Source organism: Leeuwenhoekiella parthenopeia (assembly GCF_020782115.1).
GTDB classification, from domain to species: Bacteria; Bacteroidota; Bacteroidia; order Flavobacteriales; family Flavobacteriaceae; genus Leeuwenhoekiella; species Leeuwenhoekiella parthenopeia.
Genome location: NZ_JAJGMW010000016.1, coordinates 15,503 through 35,424 on the forward strand (window position 1 = coordinate 15,503; position 19,922 = coordinate 35,424).

The following is a 19,922-nucleotide window of genomic DNA, read 5'->3' on the forward strand; positions in this document are numbered from 1 at the left end:
TTTAGCTCTATGGCCAATACGTCAACTGATCAATTTTTTAAAAATCCGGTGTTGGGTCATCCCGCCGGATTATTTGTATTGTTTTTTACCGAAATGTGGGAGCGTTTCTCGTATTACGGAATGCGCGCCTTACTGGTATTATTTTTAACGGCTTCGCTGTTTGATGAAGGCTGGGCCTGGCCACGGGAGCACGCGCTTGCACTCTACGGTACCTACACCTCTATGGTTTATTTGACACCTATTCTGGGAGGTTATATAGCCGATAAAATTATTGGCTATAGAATGGCAGTGGTTGTAGGAGCTTTGTTGATGACCTTAGGTCACGCTTCCATGGCACTTAATGCTCCTTTTGCGTTGTACTTAGGATTGTTTTTACTTATTGCAGGAAACGGTTTTTTTAAGCCGACTATGACTTCGATTATTTCTCAGATGTACGAAAACCATCAGCATAAAAAAGACGGCGCATATACCATTTATTATATGGGCGTAAATGCCGGGGCGTTTTTGGGTATTTTGCTTTGCGGATATCTGGGCGAGCAATGGGGCTGGCATTGGGGCTTTGGTCTGGCAGGGATTTTTATGTTTGCCGGGATGCTTCAGTTTTATTTTTCACAGGATATCTTTGGCGAAGTTGGTAAAAAGCCTGAAAAGACTGATGATGAAAAAGCTTCGCTTGACCCTTCGGTTAAATTGAATCCATTCTCGTTACTCGATAAAGCTTTTATCGTAATTAGTGCGGTTATAGGTCTGGTGTGGATTATCAATGATCCTATGTCTAAAATTGGTGACGTCAATGTTTTTGATTTTGAGGTGGGAAGCCTTTCAGGAAGTAATTTCATGATACTTTTTGCCCTGGCAGTATTTCTCATTTTACTCGTTTCACGTATCGTTCGTTATGCGCCTATCGTGCGCGATCGCATGATTGCCGTTTCGATCTTTGCTTTTTTTACTATTTTCTTTTGGGCGGCATTTGAACAGGCTGGTGGCTCGATGACCATTTTTGCAAACGATTATACAGATCGCGTACTGGAAGGAAGCGCAGGAACCATCTTCAGAATTGCCAATACGCTAATTACTGTGATTCCCCTTGGTGTAATTACCTGGGTTTTATGGATGTTGTTTAAGCAGACTTTTGAGAAGTACAAGTGGGCTAATATCATTCTGGGAGCCAGTTTTGTCATCATTTGGGCTTTGGTACTGCGTATGCTTTACGAGCAATATACCGCCGAGGCGCCAGAAGTGCCGGCATCATGGTTTAGCGTTTTAAACTCTTTATTTATCATCATTTTTGCACCGCTTTTTTCTAAACTTTGGGAGAGTAAATACAATCCCAGTGTAGCTGTAAAATACGGTGCCGGACTTATTCTTTTGGGTGTAGGTTTTGCAGTTCTGGCTTATGGTTCGAGCGATATCCCACAAGGTGCAAAAGTGGCTGCAGTGAGTATCATATGGTTGATTTTGGCGTATTTCTTTCATACCATGGGAGAACTTTGTCTGTCGCCGGTAGGGCTTTCCTACGTCAGTAAATTGGTGCCGGGCAGAATGATCGCGATGATGTACGGGGTATGGTATCTCGCTATCGCAATTGGTAATAAACTTGCGGGTACGACCGGAGGAATGATCGATACAATTACGGCTGAGTATTCGCTTTCTACCTTCTTTTTATTATTTTTCTTCATTCCGGGAGGAGCTGGGGTACTAATCATCCTCTTGCACCCGTTACTTAAAAAATTGATGCACGGCATTCACTAATGTGGTCTGCTTTTTGAAATGTGTTGGAAAAACAGAAATATGAAAAAAATAATTATACTTCTTCTTTTAACCGTCGTAGGCACTGCTGCCGGATTTTCCCAAAAGCAGGGCGAGATCAAATGGATGAGTTTTAACGAGGCTCTGGAAGCTCAAAAGAAAGAACCCCGAAAGATTTTTATGGATGTCTATACAGACTGGTGTGGCCCCTGTAAATTGCTGGATCAAAATACCTTTCACAACAAAGACGTGGCAGACTACATCAACAAAAACTATTACGCGGTAAAGTTTAATGCGGAGGGCACCGAGAAAATTGACTATCAGGATTTTGTGTATACCAATCCCAACTACGATCCCAACCGTAAAGGCCGCAACAGTCAGCATCTGTTTGCACACGCGATGAAAATAAATGCCTATCCCAGTGTTGTGTTTTTTGACGAAACCGGAAAGCTCATTCAGCCGGTACCGGGTTACAAAACGCCTCAACAACTGGAGATTTTCTTAAAAATGGTGTATTCTGACGCGTATAAGAAAATTACTTCTGCAGAAGCCTGGCAAAATTATCAGGAAAATTTTGTGAGTACTTTTAAAGGATAAGGTATTCAGTCTAAGCTATAAAATCCCTTTTCATACGTGCTGTGAAAAGGGATTTTTCGTTTTTCACAGGTGGCTTCCCAGCGTTTTACATAGCTTCTGTAGTTGCTGGCGTCTGCTATTAGAATAGCCTTCGGAAAGTACGCGATTAGGCGATCAAGATTGACCTTTGGCGATTGGGTTAGCAAAATGTATTTGGGCTGTAATTCTTTAAGCTGGTAGATTGCGAGACTGTCAATAATGAGCAGGGGTCCTTCAGGGGTGTTGTAAATGGACTTCAGCGGTTGGATAGAGATTTTTTTTATCTGAAGATTTTCTTTAAAGCCTTTTATGATTCGGGACGTGTCAATGGTTTTAGAATTGAGATACAGAGACAGGTTGTTTGCCTCATCCACGTTTGCAAGACTTGTTGAGCGGTAGGAGTTGAGAACATGAAATTCGTTTTGTTGCTTCAGTTTTAAGGCCAAAAGTACAAGCGGAAAGATCGCACCCGCAATTAGAAATCGGCTTACATTTTTAAAATTGAATTTTTCCGTGAGCTTTCCTAAACCAAACACGAGTAAATAGGTGGTGGGAATCAATGCCAAAGGGAAATAAATACTTTTAAAAATGAAATAATCTGCCTGCGAAATCAAACCTATGCTGTTGTTGAGCAGCCGTAGTATAAAGTCATAGGCGTCAACCATTAGTTTTGGTAACCACTCCGGAAGAGCTAAGATTAGAATCAAAATTCCATAAATCAAAATAAAACCTAAAACCGGAAGGACAACCAGATTCGCTATTAGAAACAATCCCGGAAATTGGTGAAAATAGTACAGGCTTAAAGGTAAAACACCCACTTGTGCCGCAAGACTCACGCAAATAAGTTGCCAGTAATAGCCGAGAATTTTGTTTTTCGGTTTCCATAACATTTCCAGTTTGGGATAAAGCCACATGATAAAGAATACAGCGGTATAACTGAGTTGAAAACCTACATCAAGAAGGAGGTTTGGGTTTATGAGCAGCAAGATTAAAGCAGATGCGATCAACGCGTTATAGCCTGCCCGCCGCTGGCCGTAAACCAGACCAATTTGTAAAAAGCTAAACATGGTTGCGGCTCTTAAAACTGAAGGAGATAGCCCCGTTAGAATCGCAAACAGCCAGATTACAGCAAGCACGATTAGCATACGCAGCAGTCTGGTTTTTTTCTGATTGCCTAAGGGTTTAAGTAAAAACTGTACAATGAGCATGAGAATTCCCACGTGAAGCCCAGACACCGCCAGAATATGAATGACACCGGCATCAACATAGCTTTGTCTGAGTTGAGTCGACAGATCCTGACGTTCTCCTAACAGCAGGGCATAGGTTATGGCTTTGCTATCAGGGCTGAGTTCGTAGCGGTTTAGTTTAAATTTGAGATACGAGCGAAAACGGTGTGCACTAAATTTGGAGGAATTTGCATCTGAAGAAATCTTTATGAAAGAGTCTTTTGTCAATCTGATTTGGCCAAAAATCCCCTTGCTTTTCAGATACGCGCCATAATCAAATTGATAGGGCGCATTAACCGGAAACCGGGTCTGAAGCAGGGCGTCTACGTATAGCAGATTGTCTACATCCAGATCTAACGCACGGTTTATAGAATCTTTAGGTATGGTTACCAGTATTTTGCCTGTTGCGGCAGCCGTATTGTGTTGAAGCACCTGAGCTGTAAAACGAGCCTGAGAATTGCCCGGCGCAAGCCGTTCTTCTAATTCAATTACAAAATTGCTATCTGCGTTTAAATCTGTTTGATTGATATAATGATTTGGTAAACGGAGTGGATTGCTCAACGTTTGTGCCAGTAGGCCTAATGAAAAAAACACCAGAACAGCAGCCGCGCCGGTAAAGACCGAAGTAGACTGTTTGTGCAAATGGAACACATGCAGCAAACCGAAAATAAACAGGCTTACCGGCAGCAGGACTAAGGCTGATTTTAGCGAAGGCTGAAAAGTGCTGGCGTAGACAATCCCGGCCAAAAGTCCTGTAAGAAGCAGCAGTAAAGTGGTATTTAAGCCTTTCACAAGTAATTTTTAAAATTCAAAATCACCTGTTGCTTAAACGGTAGGGCGTTCTAAGAACAGTAGCCTTAAAATACTACTTAAATCGAAAATTACATAATGCGGCGCGCTTCAACAAAAGCATTGTTCCAGTAGCCTTCATTGAGAGATGAGACGATAACTCCCTGCGAAGTAGATGAGTGAATAAACAGAATCTGCCCGGGTAAGACGTCTACCACAAGGCCCACGTGATTGATGTTTTTACTGCGCCTACCGGTAATAAAGAATAGCAAATCTCCTGGAATCACTTCATCGGTTTTAATGCGTTTACCTTCTTCGGCGATAGCGCGGCTTACTCTGGGGATGCTTATGTTTTCCTCTAAAAAAACCGTGTAGATCAGGCCGCTGCAGTCCATTCCTTTTGAGGTGGTGCCGCCATATTTGTAAGGTGTACCTTCAAAGCGGCGTGCGTTGCTGATGATGTTATAGCGCAGTTGATTTTCGTCTTCGTCTTTGATTTCAGAAAGGTAGATGAGTTCATCTCCGGCGTCTTCAGCAGCTTTGATTTCTCTGCGTTCCGGTTCTTCATAGGCTGCCGATCCTATCACGGCAGGGGTTTGTATGCTTCTTTTGCTTCCGCCGCAACTGGCTAATGCCAGGCTTAAGGCAAGTATGCCGCTCTGCTTTAGTATTCTGTTTCTCTTCATATATAGAAGCAAATATTCCTTAATTGGCGCCGCTGCGGAAAAGTATTCCTTAAGCTTGCCTGATTTCTGTAATTGGGTTAAAATAGGTATCTCTTTTGGTAATATCGAGATCCTATTTCTTTAATTTTTCACAAATTAACTGGGCTGTGTTTCTACTGGCGCCAGGTCCTCCCAGTTTTTTCTCGAGTTCGAAATACTCGTGAAACACCTGTTTCCGGTTTTCTTCATCAAGAATGTTGTTTAACGCAGCTTTCAGCGATTTGGTATTGAAATCGGTTTGAATCAATTCTTTTACCACTTCCTTATCCATAATAAGGTTGACCAGCGAAATATAATCAAGATTAATTACCCGTTTTGCAATTTCGTACGAAATCCTTCCGCCCTTATAGCATACCACTTCAGGAACTTTAAATAATGCTGTTTCCAGGGTTGCTGTACCCGATGTAACTAAAGCCGCGCTAGACACATCAAGGAGATTGTAGGTTTCATTCATCACAATGTGCACCCGGTTTTTCTTTAAAAACGGCTCGTAAAACTCGGCGTCCTGACTGGGAGCTCCGGCTATTATAAATTGATATTCCTTAAAATCTCCGGTAATGCTGAGCATACCTTCAAGCATTTTCTGAATTTCCTGTTTTCGGCTTCCGGGCAAAAGAGCAATTATAGGCCGTTCATCCAGATTGTGCTTTTCGCGGAAGGTTTCCGGAGATACGGGTTCGCGGTCGTAAATAGCATCGAGCAGGGGATGCCCCACAAAATGAACCGGAAACTGATGTTTCTTTTCGTAAAACTCTTTTTCAAAAGGCAGAATGACAAACAGCTCATCAATATCCCGCTTGATGTCTTTGATTCGGCCTTCTTTCCAGGCCCAGATTTGAGGCGAAATGTAATAGTAATTCTTAAAGCCCTGCAGACGCGCCCATTTCGCTATGCGTAAATTAAAACCGGGATAGTCCACGTAAATAATAACGTTGGGGTTGTAGGCCTGAATGTCTTTTTTGCAGAATGTCAGGTTTTTGAAAATCGTGCGTATGTTAAGCAATACCTCGAGAAAACCCATAAAGGCCAGATCGCGATAGTGCTTGACCAGAGTACCGCCCTGTTGCTGCATCAAATCACCTCCCCAAAACCGGAATTCAGCCTCGGGATCTTCCTTTTTCAGGGCTTTCATCAGATTTGAGGCGTGTAAATCGCCGCTCGCTTCGCCTGCCAGAATGTAATACTTCACGTGTTGAGTTTTAAAGATTTTCGCAAAGCGAAAAGACTAGGGGTTCAGATTCCAGGAATTCAATTCAGTAATAAAACGATGTGCGGTAAGATCAAATTGTACCGGTACTACCGAAACATAGCCGTTTGCCAAAGCCCATTCATCGGTATCTTCCCCTTCGTCGTGATTTACAAACTCGCCGCTCAGCCAGTAGTAATCGCGACCCATTGGGTTTGTGCGTTTATCAAAATCTTCCACCCACTGCGCATTAGCCTGGCGGCCCACCTTGATACCGCGTATCTCGCTGGCCTTTAGTTTTGGTATGTTTACATTCAACACCACGCCCTGAGGAAGACCGTTTTCTAAGACCTGACTGGTAATGCGTTTCACAAACGTGTCGCAATGCGAAAAATCTGCATCTATTGAGTAATCAAGCAATGAAAATCCTATTGCCGGAATACCTTCAACACCGGCTTCTACCGCTGCACTCATCGTGCCGCTGTAAATCACATTAATAGAGGAGTTAGAGCCATGATTGATGCCGCTCACGCAGATATCCGGTTTGCGGTGCATGATTTCCTGTACGGCGATTTTGACACAATCTGCAGGAGTGCCCGAGCATTTATATTCTTTATGATCGTCATCCTGAAATTCACGAACGGGATCGCAATAAATCGTGTCATTTACTGTTATAGCGTGACCCATACCGCTTTGCGGACTGTCTGGCGCTACCACAATAACGTCCCCCAGTTCTTTCATAAGGCTGATGAGTTTGCGAATGCCCGGTGCGGTAATGCCGTCGTCGTTTGTGATTAAAATAAGCGGTTTTTGTGGTGTCATTAATTTTTGCTTTCTGCTGCTAAAATACTAAATTACGTGGCCTTTGGCGGGCCTGCGGTTTAACAAATTATTACCGCTTCCTTTTGGCCGTGGCACGGTTTTTAATGTAGATTGCTAGTAAAAGAATAAAATGCTTAGAATTATGATAAAAAATGCAAAAGTACTTGTTTTAGCCTTACTTCTTGGGGCTGCGTCGTGTAGTTTCACGACAAATTCTGAAGACCCCGGTAAGGATAAAGTACTTATAAGCCTTATTTCTTATGTTTTAGAGAAAGGGCATTACGACGCAAAAGATTTTGACGATAAATTCTCTGAGCAGGTCTTTGACGATTTCATTACCGCGCTCGATCCGCTTAAACGGTATTATTTAGCCAGCGATATCAAGGAATTTGAGGTTTACAAAAATCAAATTGATGATCAGATCAGAAAAGAGGATATTACTTTTTTTGATATGGCATATACGCGTTTAAGAGAGCGTATGGAAGAATCTAAGAAAATTTATGAGGAGGTACTCGATAAGCCTTTTGATTATACTGCCGAGGATTCTATAGATACCGATTACGAAAATGTTGGGTACGCCAAAAACCGTAAGGAACTTAAAGAGCGTTGGGAAAATCAGCTGAAATTCAGTGCTATTGGCACCTATTACGACCGAATTCAGGAAGAGGAGCAAAAAGCGAAAGACTCTACAGGTTATACTCCAATGTCTAAAAAGGAACTGGAAGAAGAAGCCCGTAAAACAACCAAGGATTCGTATGCAGAATATTTTGAGTTTGCAGACGAGTTAGATCGGGATGATTATTTCTCGGTTTATATCAATTCTATCGTAGAAGAGTTTGACCCACATACCACATATTTCGCACCCGTAGATAAAGATCGATTCGATATGCAAATGAGTGGTCAGTTTCAGGGAATTGGGGCACGTTTACAGAAAAAAAGTAACGAAATCAGTATAACCGAAATCATATCCGGTGGTCCTGCCTGGAGAGGTGAAGAGCTTGAAGAGGGCGATATCATTCTGAAAGTAAAACAACAGGATGAAGATGTCGCGACCAGTGTTGTGGGAATGCGTCTGGACGATGCGGTTGAATTGATCAAAGGCCCTAAAGGAACTGTGGTTACTTTAAACGTTAAGAAAAAAGACGGGACAATTCGCAATGTTGCCATTACCCGTGATGTTGTGGAGCTTGAAGAGACTTATGCGAAAACTACCACTGTAGAGAAGGAAGGCCGCAAGTATGGGGTTATTAATCTGCCTAAGTTCTACTTCGATATGCAAAACGCCAACCAGCGTAATGCAGCGACCGATGTGAAGCAGGAAATAATCAGACTTAAGGAAGAAGGTGCAGAAGGTTTGGTAATCGACCTGCGCAGTAATGGTGGAGGTTCACTTTCTACTGTTGTTGATATCGCCGGCTTGTTTATTAAAGAAGGTCCGGTCGTTCAGGTGAAGTCTAATGGAGCCGAAAGTGAAATTCTTAAAGATAAAGACCCAAGTATTTTATGGGATAAGCCTTTAGTGATTTTGGTAAACGAAATCAGTGCTTCAGCAAGTGAAATCCTTGCAGCAGCAATGCAGGATTACAAGCGTGCTGTAATCATTGGGAGCAAACAAACCTACGGTAAAGGAACCGTTCAGAATGTATATGACCTCAATCGCTGGTTGCGTCAAAATGATCTGGGTGATATGGGAGCATTAAAAATTACTACCCAGAAGTTCTATCGAATCAACGGTGGTTCTACCCAGCTTGAAGGTGTAAAAAGTGATGTGGTGGTACCAGACCGTTACAGCTATATTGACATAGGTGAAAAAGATTTAGAAAACCCACTTCCATGGGATAAGATCGATGCGGCAGACTACAAGGTTTGGGATGGGTATATCGATTATGAGCAAACCATCAATAACAGTAATGCGCGTATGTCACAAAACCAGCAGTTGCAGTTGATTGAAGAAAACGCCAAGTGGATTAAGAGCAAGCAGGACGATTCGGTATGGCCTTTAAATCTGGAGCAGTATGCTGCTAAGGTTGAAGAAAGTGAGGCCGAGGCCAAGCGTTTTGATGCACTCAGAGATTATAAAACCGACCTGGTTTACAAATCTCTGCCTTACGAACTGGAAGAATTTAAGAAAGATACGGTGCTTAAAGATAAGCGTCAGCGCTGGCACGAAGAATTGGCTAAAGACGTGTATATGGAAGAAGCCATCAATGTGCTGGAAGATCTTAAGACCAATAACATTAGAAGAGGAAAGCTGGCTGACGTAAGAGAATAATTTAAAAGCGTGTTGTTTGCGCAACTTTAAAAGAGCTCACCAAGTGAGTCATCTATGGCAGAAAAATCCAGTTCATTAACTCAATTAGCGCTCCGGAAATTCAAACGAAATTTCTGGGGCGTTTTGAGTTTTATATACATCGTGCTTTGCGGCTTTGTTGCCCTTTTCGCCTATGCGCTGGCGCCAGACGATACCCAAAATGCAAACCAGATGCATCTTTCCATTCATTCTAAAAAGCCGGGATTTACCGTAAAAATGCTAACGGTGCCGGGTCCTGACCCCGCGGAGCAATCCTTTTTTAGTCAGCTGTTTCTAGGTAAAGCCAATGCAGATACCGAAATCCCGATTGATTCATTCCGCCTTACAGAGAATGAAGTGGAGTATGTTCCCTACAGCGATGAGGGAGCGGGGGAGTTGACTAAAGCCATAGCATACACAGACTTTGGCCTACAAGGGCAAATTGATCCTTCCGCTTTTGAAGACGATTTTGTTTCAGAGAAAACCTTTATTCTCGGTACCGATAAATACGGAAGGGATCTCCTGAGCAGAATGCTTATAGGTACCCGTATTTCCTTCAGTATTGGTTTTGTAGCTGTATTGATTTCATTACTCATCGGAATCTTTATGGGCGCAATTGGAGGCTATTTCGGTGGAAAAATTGATGCACTCGTGATGTGGATTATCAATGTAACCTGGTCTATCCCAACCTTACTTCTGGTGATAGCAATCACTTTGGCTTTGGGTAAAGGCTTCTGGCAGGTTTTTATAGCTGTTGGGCTAACGATGTGGGTCGAGGTTGCCCGTGTAGTGCGGGGGCAGGTTTTAAGCGTCAAGGAAGCGCAATACGTAACTGCAGCCCGTGCACTGGGTTATAAAGATATGCGCATTTTGTTTCGGCATATTTTACCTAACATTCTGGCTCCCGTTATTGTGATCAGTGCGGCAAACTTTGCAGGAGCCATTCTCATTGAAAGCGGGCTCAGCTTTTTGGGAATTGGAGCTCAACCGCCTATCCCCAGCTGGGGTGCGATGATTAAAGATCACTACTCGTATATAATTTTAGGCAAAGCTTATTTAGCCATTATTCCCGGCCTGGCTATCATGAGTCTGGTAATGGCATTTATGCTTATGGGTAATGCCTTGCGTGATGCCCTTGACGTAAAAGGAATCAACTAATATGAAACGTAAATACACGTATCCGTTCCTGATGATGGTGGCGGTAACACTTATTTTTTTGGCCGAAAGGTATCTGGATGCACAGGAAAAACAGAAGTATGTTGAGGCCGGTGCAAGCGTAAAGTCTGAAGATTTGGACTTTTTTCTGCCGGCTGCTACCTCAAATCAAATCATTAACCACGATTATTACACTCTTGAGTATAGCGAGGAGGCTGAGCAGGCGAGTTGGGTGGCCTATACCTTAACTAAAGATCAGCTTACGGAGACCAATTTGAGCAGGCCCTATTTTGAGATTGACCCGGCGGTGAAAACCGGCGCCGCACATTGGCGTAATTATAAGAACAGCGGCTATGACCGGGGGCACCTATGTCCAGCCGGGGATCGTCGTTTCAGTACGCAGGCGTATAACGAAACCTTTTTGACGAGTAATATTAGTCCGCAATTGCAGGAATTTAATGGAGGGGTTTGGAACAGGCTTGAAAATCAGGTGCGTGACTGGGCGCGGCGTTATGGGGAGCTTACTATTATTACAGGCGGACTTCTGAAAGATCCTGTTGACAAAATAGGCGAAGAGGAAGTTTATGTCCCTTCAGCTTTCTATAAAATTTTGATTCGAAAAGACGCTTCCGGTTTTACGGCGCTCGCTTTTTTAATTCCGCATAGCGAAAGCGATCAGGATCTAAAAGCATTTTTAGTTACAATAGATGCGATTGAAGAGCTAACCGAACTCGATTTCTTTCCGCAGCTAGACGATGCTACTGAAGCTCAACTGGAAGCTTCCCATTCGGTTACAGACTGGAAATTCTGATTTTCCAAAAGTCTTTTCGCCCAAATTCTACCAGTCGTTAACCCGGTTGCTATCTAGTTTAACGAATATGAATAGCAAGATCGTAAAGCCCCATAAGGATGAGCCCCCATAACTGAAAAAGGGCAGGGGAATACCTACCGTAGGAAGCACCCCGGTTACCATCCCGATATTTACCAGAAAGTGAATGAATAGAATTCCGGCAACGCTATAGCCGTAAATACGACTGAACTGACTCTTTTGCCGTTCGGCAAGTATAATGACGCGCAACATAAGGCCCACAAAGAGGAAGATGACCAGCGTGCTGCCTAGAAAGCCCCATTCTTCACCCACGGTGCTAAAAATATAGTCGGTTTGCTGCTCAGGTACAAAATCGCCTTTGGTCTGAGTTCCCTTCAAAAAGCCCTTTCCAAATAAACCCCCGTTGCCAATTGCAATTTCAGACTGGTAGGTGTTGTAGCCTATGCTTTTCATATCTACATCTTTCCCCAATACCACATTAAAGCGGTCGCGATGGCGCTGTTCAAAAACGTTTTGAAAGATATAATCTACCGAAAATACAAAGAGCATTGAGACTATGGGTAAAACGTAATACAGTCGTTTGCCGAAGCGCTTTTTGCGGTTCATTATGAGCAGAATTACCGCAATCGCAAAAATTCCTGCAATGACGTAATAAGGGCCAAAAGCCAGCGTCAGTATAAAAAGGCCTACTACAACAGAGCCAATAATGAGGTAAATACCTGAAAGTCCTTCGCGGTAAAGTGGAAAGAAAAAGGCGGCATACACCAGCGCGCTACCGGGATCGGGTTGTGGAATAATACAAATAGCGGGTAGAGCAATAATTACAAAAGCTCTAAGTTGATGAACAAATGATTTTACATCGGTCTGAATATCACTTAGGTATTTGGCCAAAGCGAGTGCTGTTGCGGCCTTGGCAAATTCGCTGGGCTGCAGGCCAAAACTTCCGAAGCCGTACCAACTGGTAGCGCCTGAAATGGTTTTTCCAAAAACAAAAAGCCCCAGAAGTGACAGGATGGAAACTACATAAATAATACTCGCAAAGCGTTCAAAAAACTTAGCTTCGAGTGACAGGATAAATATGATGAGCAGAATGCTTAGACCTATAAAAAGCAATTGTTTTGCATAGAGGTTGCTCAGGTCAAAGAGATTGTAATTCTCCGTAGGATCTATAGATGCCGAGATGATATTCACCCACCCAATACCTACTAAAGCGAGATATAATACAATAATTAACCAGTCAAAAGTTCCGCGGTTGCGTGTATTTATAGCCATTAAAGTTGAGGCTTTTCGGGAATGCCACTTAATTTTTTACCATCATTGATATAGAAGGGCTGGCCGCTTAACGGTTTTGCATATTCGTCCTCAAGGCTGTGGGTAAGTACCCATTCTTCAAGATCTGTTCTGGTGATTTCGCCTTTAATGTGTTTTTCAATCATTAAACTGGCGATTTTACCGGCGTAACGCGATCCCCAGTATCCGTTTTCTACGAAAACCGCGATGGCAATTTTTGGGTTATCTTTTGGCGCAAAAGCCACAAAGATCGAGTGGTCGGTTAATTGTTCGCGCTCCCCGTTAATCTTGGTGTAATTTTCGGCAGTACCGGTTTTACCACAAATATCAATATCGGCGATACGCACGGCCGATGCTGTTCCGTAGTTATACACATCGTACATACCCTGAACTACCGGTTCAAAATTAGCAGGATCTATACTGGTAACATGCTTGGTTCGGTATTCTTCGGGAATTTGCTTTTCATCTCCTTCAATACTTTTTATGATATGAGGTGTATAATACCAACCCCGGTTAGCAATGGCCGCTGTGACGTTTGCCAATTGAATAGGCGTAGTGATTACCTCGCCCTGACCAATGGAGTTAGATATTGTGGCAGTACTAAACCACTTGTATTTTGGGTACTCGTACGACCTATTGTAAAACTTGCTATCCGGAATAAAGCCGGGACGTCCTGTAGGCAGGTCGGTTCCCATGAAGTCACCAAGCCCGAAACTGGCAAGGTGATTATTCCAGACGTCCATACCTTCCTGAGGAGAATCGTATTTTTCAATGACGCGTCGGTAAACATTGGCGAAATAGGCATTACACGAGTTGGCAATACCCGGAATCATACTCAGTGGTGAAGGATGGTGGTGACAACCCAGTTTTCGGCCTCGTCCATAAACATAGCCGCCGTGACAGGAAAAACTCTCTTCAGTGTTGACCACGCCTTCCTGCAATGCGATAAGCGCATTTAAGGTTTTAAAGGGTGAGCCGGGAGGATATTCTGCCTGAAGACTGCGGTCAAACAGAGGTTTTGAGATAGTATCGTACCAAAGTTTGGTAAAGTTAGCCGAACGTTCACGCCCTACCAGCAAAGCAGGATCGTAATTGGGTGCAGATATCAAGGCAAGGATTTCACCGGTAGCAGGCTCTATGGCAATAATACCGCCACGTTTATTGACCATCAATTCTTCTCCATAGCGTTGCAGTGCAGCATCTACGGTAAGGGTAATGTCTTTACCGGGTTGGGGTAGGGTATCTAGGCTTCCGTTTTTATAAGGGCCTATGTCGCGATTGAAGCGGTCTTTTTGAATATATTTTACGCCCTTGACTCCTCTTAAAACATCTTCATATTGTTTTTCTACTCCTGTTCTACCTCTTAAGTCTCCCGATTGATAATACGGGTTTGCTTCGATGTCAGATTGGTTTACTTCGGCTATATAGCCTAAAAAATTGGCGCCAAAATCTATTTGATAATCCCTTAAAGAACGTTTTTGAATATAGAAACCTTCGTATTTGCGCATTTTTTCCTGTAAATAGGCGTACTCAGACTTCGTAAGCTGAGGTATGACAATAGAAGGCAGGCGCGGTGAATAAACCCTTGCCTTTTCAAGACGCGTTACCAGAGCTTCTTTGGTCATCTTAAGCATCTGGCAGAGTTCCAGGGTGTCAAAAGGCTCTACTTCGCGCGGTATTACCATCACATCATACGAGGGCTGGTTACTAACCAGCAGTTCGCCATTGCGATCGTAAATATGACCGCGTTGCGGATAGTCGAAGCTGCGTTTAATCGCATTGTTTTCAGACAGGCCGGCGTATGAAGTATTTAAGATTTGTAAATAGAATAGCCTTCCGGTAAATAAAAGTCCGGAAACCAATACAACAGTAAATAGCAGTATTCTTCTCATTTACGTCTAAAACTAAAGAGGGTGATAAAAAGCATGCAGAGGGTTAAAGTAAATACCCCACTGAACAACGTCTTCTTAAGTATATAGATTATATCTGAAAAGTTAAAACTTTCGAGAGAAAAAAGGATGAGGTGATGTGCGAAAATCATAATGCTGATGAAGAGCAGTCGCTCGCCATAAGCCGCGGTTGAGATTTTCACGGCATTGTACTCGTAGGCAATACCAAAAATAGATTGCAGGATCCATGGGCGTATGTAGGCAACCGTTACACTTGCAGCTGCGTGCATCCCGCCACTATTGGTAAACATATCTATACTGAGTCCCAGTAAAAAGCTCGAAAACAATAAGAGCGCGCGGTTGTCACCTATTGGAAACAGAAGTATAAACAGAATATACGGGTAGGGGTTTATATAGCCTAAAAACTCGATGTTGTTAAACAGGGTAATCTGTGCCAGGACCAGCACGATAAAGCGTAGGGTGTTACGTATTATACTATTGCTCATCGCGGGTTTCCTGTTCTAAAGTTTGTATTTCTTTCCGGTCCAGGTTTTCAATCACGTACACGTGACCTACATTAGTCATATCGTTAAAAAGTTTAACCTTGATGCTGTAAAAATTTTCGGTAGGATCCAGTGCAAACTGCTCTATGGTACCTATACCAATACCCTCCGGAAAAATGGTTGATTTTCCACCGGTTACGATGGTGTCGCCCTGTTTTACAGGGGCTTTAGACTGCACGTCGATAAGATCAACGAGATTGGGGTCACCGCCTTTCCATACTAAAATTCCAAAGTGATTGCTCTTCTTCAATTTGGCATTGATCTGGGAGTTGCTGTTGAGAATGCTCATTACGGTGGCATAGCCCGGAGATACCTTATCTACAATCCCTACAATCCCTTTGCTGGTTATAACGCCCAGGTCTTGCTTTATCCCTGCGTCACGACCGGCTTTTAAGGTTAGGAAATTGTCTTTGTGTGAGTAGTTGTTGTTGATGACTTTTGCGGTGGTAATTTTAAATTTTGTACCAAAGCTTGAGGTGTCAATTTTCTGCGAAACACTGTCCCGTGTGTTGAGAAGCTGTTGTCTAAGACGGCTGTTTTCGGCAAGCAACTGCTCATTATGGGTTTTTAGATCAAAGTAGGTCGAAACGTTGTCGATAGCCGTAAAAATACCACCACTAAGAAAATTTGCCGAGTTGACAAATTTGCTTCGGTGATAGGAATGCGACTGAATGGTAAAAACAAGGGATAAAAACAGCAAAAATGCAAATAGCAGAAAGTTTCTATACTTGATTAGAAAATTGACAATTTGCTGCATGAATCACAATGCTATTATTTGATGAGAACGCTCTTGAATCTGTTCAGGTTTTTTAGCGTAATACCGGTACCGCGTACTACAGCGCGAAGCGGATCTTCGGCAATATAAACGGGTAAATCGGTTTTTTGCGATAAACGCTTATCAAGACCGCGCAACATACTACCACCACCGGCTAGGTAAATACCGGTGTTATAAATGTCTGCAGCAAGTTCGGGCGGGGTTTGAGATAAGGTTTCCATCACAGCGTCTTCAATACGCAGGATCGATTTATCTAAAGCCTTGGCGATCTCACGATAAGAGATTGATACCTGCTTCGGTTTGCCGGTTAGCAGGTCACGTCCCTGAACGCTCATATCTTCCGGCGGAACTTCTAAATCTTCAGTAGCTGCACCAATTTGTATTTTAATTTTTTCCGCACTGCGTTCCCCTACATAAAGGTTGTGCTGGGTGCGCATATAATAGATGATGTCGTTTGTAAAAACATCTCCCGCAATCTTAACCGATTTATCGCAGACAATTCCACCTAAAGCGATCACGGCAATTTCGGTAGTACCACCACCTATATCCACAATCATATTTCCTTTAGGCTGCATAATGTCTACCCCAATACCTATAGCTGCTGCCATAGGCTCGTGAATCAAATAAACCTCCTTGCCGTTTACACGCTCTGCACTTTCTTTAACCGCGCGCATTTCAACCTCTGTAATCCCGGAAGGAATGCAAATAACCATACGCAAGGCAGGAGCAAAAAGGCGTTTTTTGAGCGCAGGGATCTCTTTGATGAACATACTCATCATTTGCTCGCTGGCATCAAAGTCTGCAATAACCCCGTCTTTCAAAGGCCGGATGGTTTTGATGTTTTCATGCGTTTTGCCCTGCATCATCGCGGCATCTTTACCGGCAGCGATAATCTTATTGCTCACCCGGTCACGGGCTACAATAGACGGACTGTCAACCACAACTTTATCGTTGTGGATGATGAGGGTGTTTGCGGTACCAAGATCTATTGCTATTTCTTCGGTAAGAAAATCAAAAAAGCCCATAAGCTATGATGTGATTAGGGAGGTTAGATGCTAAAAGGTTAATCTTTAAATGTACTTAAAAAATACGGTTTATTAGTGTTTAAAATGTCTTGTTCCGGTCATTACCATCGCCACATCGTGTTCATTGCAATAATCAATGCTTAATTGATCTTTTATGGAACCTCCGGGTTGAATTACCGCAGTAATACCTGCCTTATCTGCCAGCTCCACACAATCCGGAAACGGGAAAAATGCATCACTCGCCATCACGGCACCTTTAAGGTCAAAACCAAATGAAGTGGCTTTTTCTACTGCCTGACGCAAAGCATCAACTCGTGAATTCTGACCGGTACCACTTGCAAAAAGCTGTTTGTCTTTAGCAAATACAATCGTGTTCGACTTGGTGTGCTTGCAGATTTTTGAAGCAAATACTAAGTCAGTTAACTCTTCAACCGTGGGTTTATTGTTTGTTACCGTCTTAAGATCTTTAAGGCTGTCTGTTATAAAATCTTTATCCTGAACCAGCACGCCGTTTAAACAACTGCGCACCTGATCTTTAGGAAGGTCAACCGGCTTTTGAACCAGCAGTACTCTATTTTTCTTTTCTTTTAAAATTTCTAAAGCGGCTTCAGAATAAGAAGGAGCAATCACTACCTCACAGAACAGTTTGTGAATCTCTTCGGCGGTAGCTTTATCAATTTCTTTGTTGGCGATAAGTATACCTCCAAAGGCAGATACGGGGTCTCCTGCCAAAGCATCTACATAAGCCTGGTGTAATGTCGCGCGCTGTGCTACTCCGCAGGCATTGTTGTGCTTTAAAATGGCAAAGGTTGGATTTTCATCTTTAAATTCGGCCATTAGGTTTACGGCAGCATCTACGTCAAGCAAATTGTTATAGGAAAGCTCTTTTCCGTGCAGTTGCTCAAACATTGCGTCAAAATCTCCGTAAAACGTTCCTTTTTGATGCGGGTTTTCACCATAACGTAAGCTTTTACCCTGTGTATAACTGGCTTTGTAAACGGTTTCTTCTTCGTTAAAATAATTGAAGATCGCTGTGTCGTAATGTGAAGAGACATTAAATGCTTTTGCTGCAAAACGCTTGCGATCGGCCAGGGTAGTGGTTCCTTCATTTGCTGAAATAAGTTCTAAAACCTCTTCATAATCGTCAACCGAAGAAACACAAAGCGTGTCTTTAAAGTTTTTAGCTGCAGCGCGAATCAGTGAAATACCGCCAATGTCTATCTTCTCAACGATGTCCTGCTCAGAAGCTCCTGAAGCCACCGTTTTCTCAAAAGGATATAAATCTACAATTACGATATCCAACTGTGGAATCTGATATTCTTCCATCTCGGCAACATCGCCCTCGTGATCCTGGCGGTTCAAAATTCCACCAAAGATTTTAGGATGTAAGGTTTTAACTCTTCCGCCCAAAATAGAAGGATACGAAGTGATATCTTCAACAGGTACAACCGGGATGTCTAAATCGCGTATAAATTTTTCGGTGCCCCCCGTAGAATAAAGCGTTATGCCAAGTTCATGAAATTTTTTGATAAGCGGTTCTAGACCTTCTTTACTAAAAACGGAAACCAGGGCTGCTTTGGCCTGAATAGGAGTGCTCATAAGAAAAATTTATTTTGGGTGCAAAAGTATGAATTTAAGCACTAAAACGTCACGCATATTTTTGTAATTTCTAGCTATAATTTTGTAACGATATGCGCCCTTTTGCGTCATACCGTCATTCTAATCCAATCTATACCATGCTTATTTACCTCAGGGTTTTAAAAGAGAGTCTGGCATTTGCTATTAACGCATTGCGTAATAACAAGTTGCGTACACTGCTATCGCTGTTGGGGGTAACCATAGGTATCTTTTCGATTATAGGAGTACTTGCAGCTGTAGATTCGCTAAAACAGGAAATTAAGGGCAGTCTGTCTTCTCTTGACAACAGTACGATTATTCTGATGCGTTTTTCGTTTGGCCCCACCGATATCCCACAATGGAAACGGGAACAATTTCCTGATGTGACGTATGAGGAGTTTCAGTTTATAAGCCGAAACGTGCCTGATGTAGAGGCCGCCTCTTTCAGTCTCAATGTGCCTCAGGAATCTATAAAGTATGGCGATAAGCTGGTTACAGGAGTGAGTATTGCACCGGTTACAGACGGTTATTACAATATTGAAGCCTTGCAGCTTGAAGAAGGGCGTTTTTTTAATGAGGCCGAATCGAACAGTGGTTCAAACGTTGTGGTGCTGGGAGATGAGATTGCCGAAGGTTTGTTTGGCGGCCTTGATCCTATCGGAAAAGAGGTGCGCCTGTACGGACAGCGATTTTCGGTAATAGGAGTTTTGGAGAAAGAAGGAAGCAGCATTTTTGGTCCGTCTAAAGATGGAATGGTCATACTTCCGGTAAATGTGGTGCGTCGTATTTACGGAAGTAATAATAAATCTGCATTTCCGCAGATTGTAATTAAGCCAGAATCCGGAGTGGATATTCCGGAATTTAATGCGGTTCTAACCCAGCGCTTACGTCAGTTTCGGGGATTGAAAACGGACGAAGTCAATAACTTCTTTATCAATCAGCTTTCGGGTTTTACCGATTTTATAGATAATATCACGGGTACGATGTCAACCATCGGAGGATTTATTGGGCTTTTTTCCCTACTGGTAGGAGGTTTTGGAATCGCCAATATTATGTTTGTAAGCGTAAAGGAGCGTACCAATCTGATTGGGATTCAAAAGGCCTTGGGAGCCAAAAACAAGTTTATTTTGCTTCAGTTTTTATTTGAATCAATAATTCTGGCTGCCATAGGCGGATTGATCGGTCTGGGGCTGGTATGGATTATTACCATCGTCCTCTCGCAATTCACCGGAAGCTTTGAATTTGTGCTTTCGGCTACCAATATTTTCTACGGACTTTTCAGTTCTGTGATAATAGGTTTAATCGCCGGAATTGTGCCTGCTTTTATGGCTTCGCGTTTAGACCCGGTAGAGGCGATCAGGACGGGGATGTAAATTT

General features: G+C 42.9%; 16 protein-coding genes. 6 read left to right on the top strand and 10 right to left on the bottom strand.

Translation table 11 applies throughout. The annotated features are described in order from the left end of the window. Positions 1–9 precede the first annotated feature (9 nt). Together LLW17_RS12370 and LLW17_RS12375 are read left to right on the top strand one after the other, a co-directional pair. Entirely contained in the window at positions 10–1,752 is a 1,743-nt protein-coding gene (locus LLW17_RS12370) for a peptide MFS transporter (RefSeq protein ID WP_228230602.1), read from the top strand. 39 nt (positions 1,753–1,791) lie between these two features. Then, positions 1,792–2,346, top strand: coding sequence for a thioredoxin family protein (locus LLW17_RS12375; RefSeq protein ID WP_228230603.1), 555 nt, complete (start codon positions 1,792–1,794; stop codon positions 2,344–2,346). Positions 2,347–2,351: 5 nt separating this feature from the next. Here LLW17_RS12375 and LLW17_RS12380 read toward each other — a convergent pair whose 3' ends face one another. The 4 genes from LLW17_RS12380 to surE all read right to left on the bottom strand — a co-directional run bounded on the left by LLW17_RS12380 (position 2,352) and on the right by surE (position 7,112). Then, positions 2,352–4,382: a ComEC/Rec2 family competence protein gene (locus LLW17_RS12380; RefSeq protein WP_228230604.1), complete on the bottom strand. Its 2,031-nt coding sequence runs from the start codon at positions 4,380–4,382 to the stop codon at positions 2,352–2,354. Between the two features lie 89 nt (positions 4,383–4,471). Then, on the bottom strand, positions 4,472–5,065 hold the full coding sequence (locus LLW17_RS12385) for a C40 family peptidase (protein WP_228230605.1): 594 nt from the start codon (positions 5,063–5,065) through the stop codon (positions 4,472–4,474). A 112-nt stretch (positions 5,066–5,177) separates the two neighbouring features. Beyond that, complete coding sequence (gene lpxB, locus LLW17_RS12390) at positions 5,178–6,293, bottom strand: lipid-A-disaccharide synthase (protein ID WP_228230606.1); 1,116 nt, start codon at positions 6,291–6,293, stop codon at positions 5,178–5,180. 36 nt (positions 6,294–6,329) lie between these two features. Then, positions 6,330–7,112: a 5'/3'-nucleotidase SurE gene (gene surE, locus LLW17_RS12395; protein ID WP_228230607.1), complete on the bottom strand. Its 783-nt coding sequence runs from the start codon at positions 7,110–7,112 to the stop codon at positions 6,330–6,332. Positions 7,113–7,254: 142 nt separating this feature from the next. Between surE and LLW17_RS12400 the strand changes: the two genes are divergently transcribed. Genes LLW17_RS12400 through LLW17_RS12410 form a run of 3 tightly spaced genes read left to right on the top strand, consistent with a single transcriptional unit; the run spans position 7,255 to position 11,368 of the window. After that, positions 7,255–9,384 carry a carboxy terminal-processing peptidase gene (locus tag LLW17_RS12400; RefSeq protein WP_228230608.1) on the top strand — a complete coding sequence of 710 codons (2,130 nt, stop codon included), beginning with the start codon at positions 7,255–7,257 and terminating at the stop codon, positions 9,382–9,384. Between the two features lie 54 nt (positions 9,385–9,438). Beyond that, positions 9,439–10,560 carry an ABC transporter permease gene (locus LLW17_RS12405; RefSeq protein WP_228230609.1) on the top strand — a complete coding sequence of 374 codons (1,122 nt, stop codon included), beginning with the start codon at positions 9,439–9,441 and terminating at the stop codon, positions 10,558–10,560. Between the two features lies 1 nt (position 10,561). After that, positions 10,562–11,368, top strand: a complete 807-nt coding sequence (locus tag LLW17_RS12410; protein WP_228230610.1) for a DNA/RNA non-specific endonuclease — start codon at positions 10,562–10,564, stop codon at positions 11,366–11,368. A gap of 27 nt (positions 11,369–11,395) precedes the next feature. Here the strand turns inward: LLW17_RS12410 and rodA are convergent, their stop codons facing one another. The 6 genes from rodA to purH all read right to left on the bottom strand — a co-directional run bounded on the left by rodA (position 11,396) and on the right by purH (position 18,527). Continuing rightward, complete coding sequence (rodA, locus tag LLW17_RS12415) at positions 11,396–12,658, bottom strand: rod shape-determining protein RodA (protein ID WP_228230611.1); 1,263 nt, start codon at positions 12,656–12,658, stop codon at positions 11,396–11,398. Beyond that, positions 12,658–14,568, bottom strand: coding sequence for a penicillin-binding protein 2 (gene mrdA / locus LLW17_RS12420; RefSeq protein WP_228230612.1), 1,911 nt, complete (start codon positions 14,566–14,568; stop codon positions 12,658–12,660). The genes rodA and mrdA overlap by 1 nt, the downstream gene beginning before the upstream one ends. Then, positions 14,565–15,071: a rod shape-determining protein MreD gene (locus LLW17_RS12425; RefSeq protein ID WP_228230613.1), complete on the bottom strand. Its 507-nt coding sequence runs from the start codon at positions 15,069–15,071 to the stop codon at positions 14,565–14,567. The genes mrdA and LLW17_RS12425 overlap by 4 nt, the downstream gene beginning before the upstream one ends. Beyond that, positions 15,061–15,885, bottom strand: a complete 825-nt coding sequence (gene mreC, locus LLW17_RS12430; RefSeq protein WP_228230614.1) for a rod shape-determining protein MreC — start codon at positions 15,883–15,885, stop codon at positions 15,061–15,063. Before mreC ends, LLW17_RS12425 begins: the two co-directional genes overlap by 11 nt. Before the next feature lie 14 nt (positions 15,886–15,899). Then, positions 15,900–16,928, bottom strand: coding sequence for a rod shape-determining protein (locus LLW17_RS12435; RefSeq protein ID WP_228230615.1), 1,029 nt, complete (start codon positions 16,926–16,928; stop codon positions 15,900–15,902). Between the two features lie 72 nt (positions 16,929–17,000). Beyond that, positions 17,001–18,527 carry a bifunctional phosphoribosylaminoimidazolecarboxamide formyltransferase/IMP cyclohydrolase gene (gene purH, locus LLW17_RS12440; protein WP_228230616.1) on the bottom strand — a complete coding sequence of 509 codons (1,527 nt, stop codon included), beginning with the start codon at positions 18,525–18,527 and terminating at the stop codon, positions 17,001–17,003. 137 nt (positions 18,528–18,664) lie between these two features. Here purH and LLW17_RS12445 point away from each other — a divergent pair, with 137 nt between their 5' ends. Then, complete coding sequence (locus tag LLW17_RS12445) at positions 18,665–19,918, top strand: ABC transporter permease (protein ID WP_228230687.1); 1,254 nt, start codon at positions 18,665–18,667, stop codon at positions 19,916–19,918. The last annotated feature ends 4 nt before the right edge of the window (positions 19,919–19,922 follow it).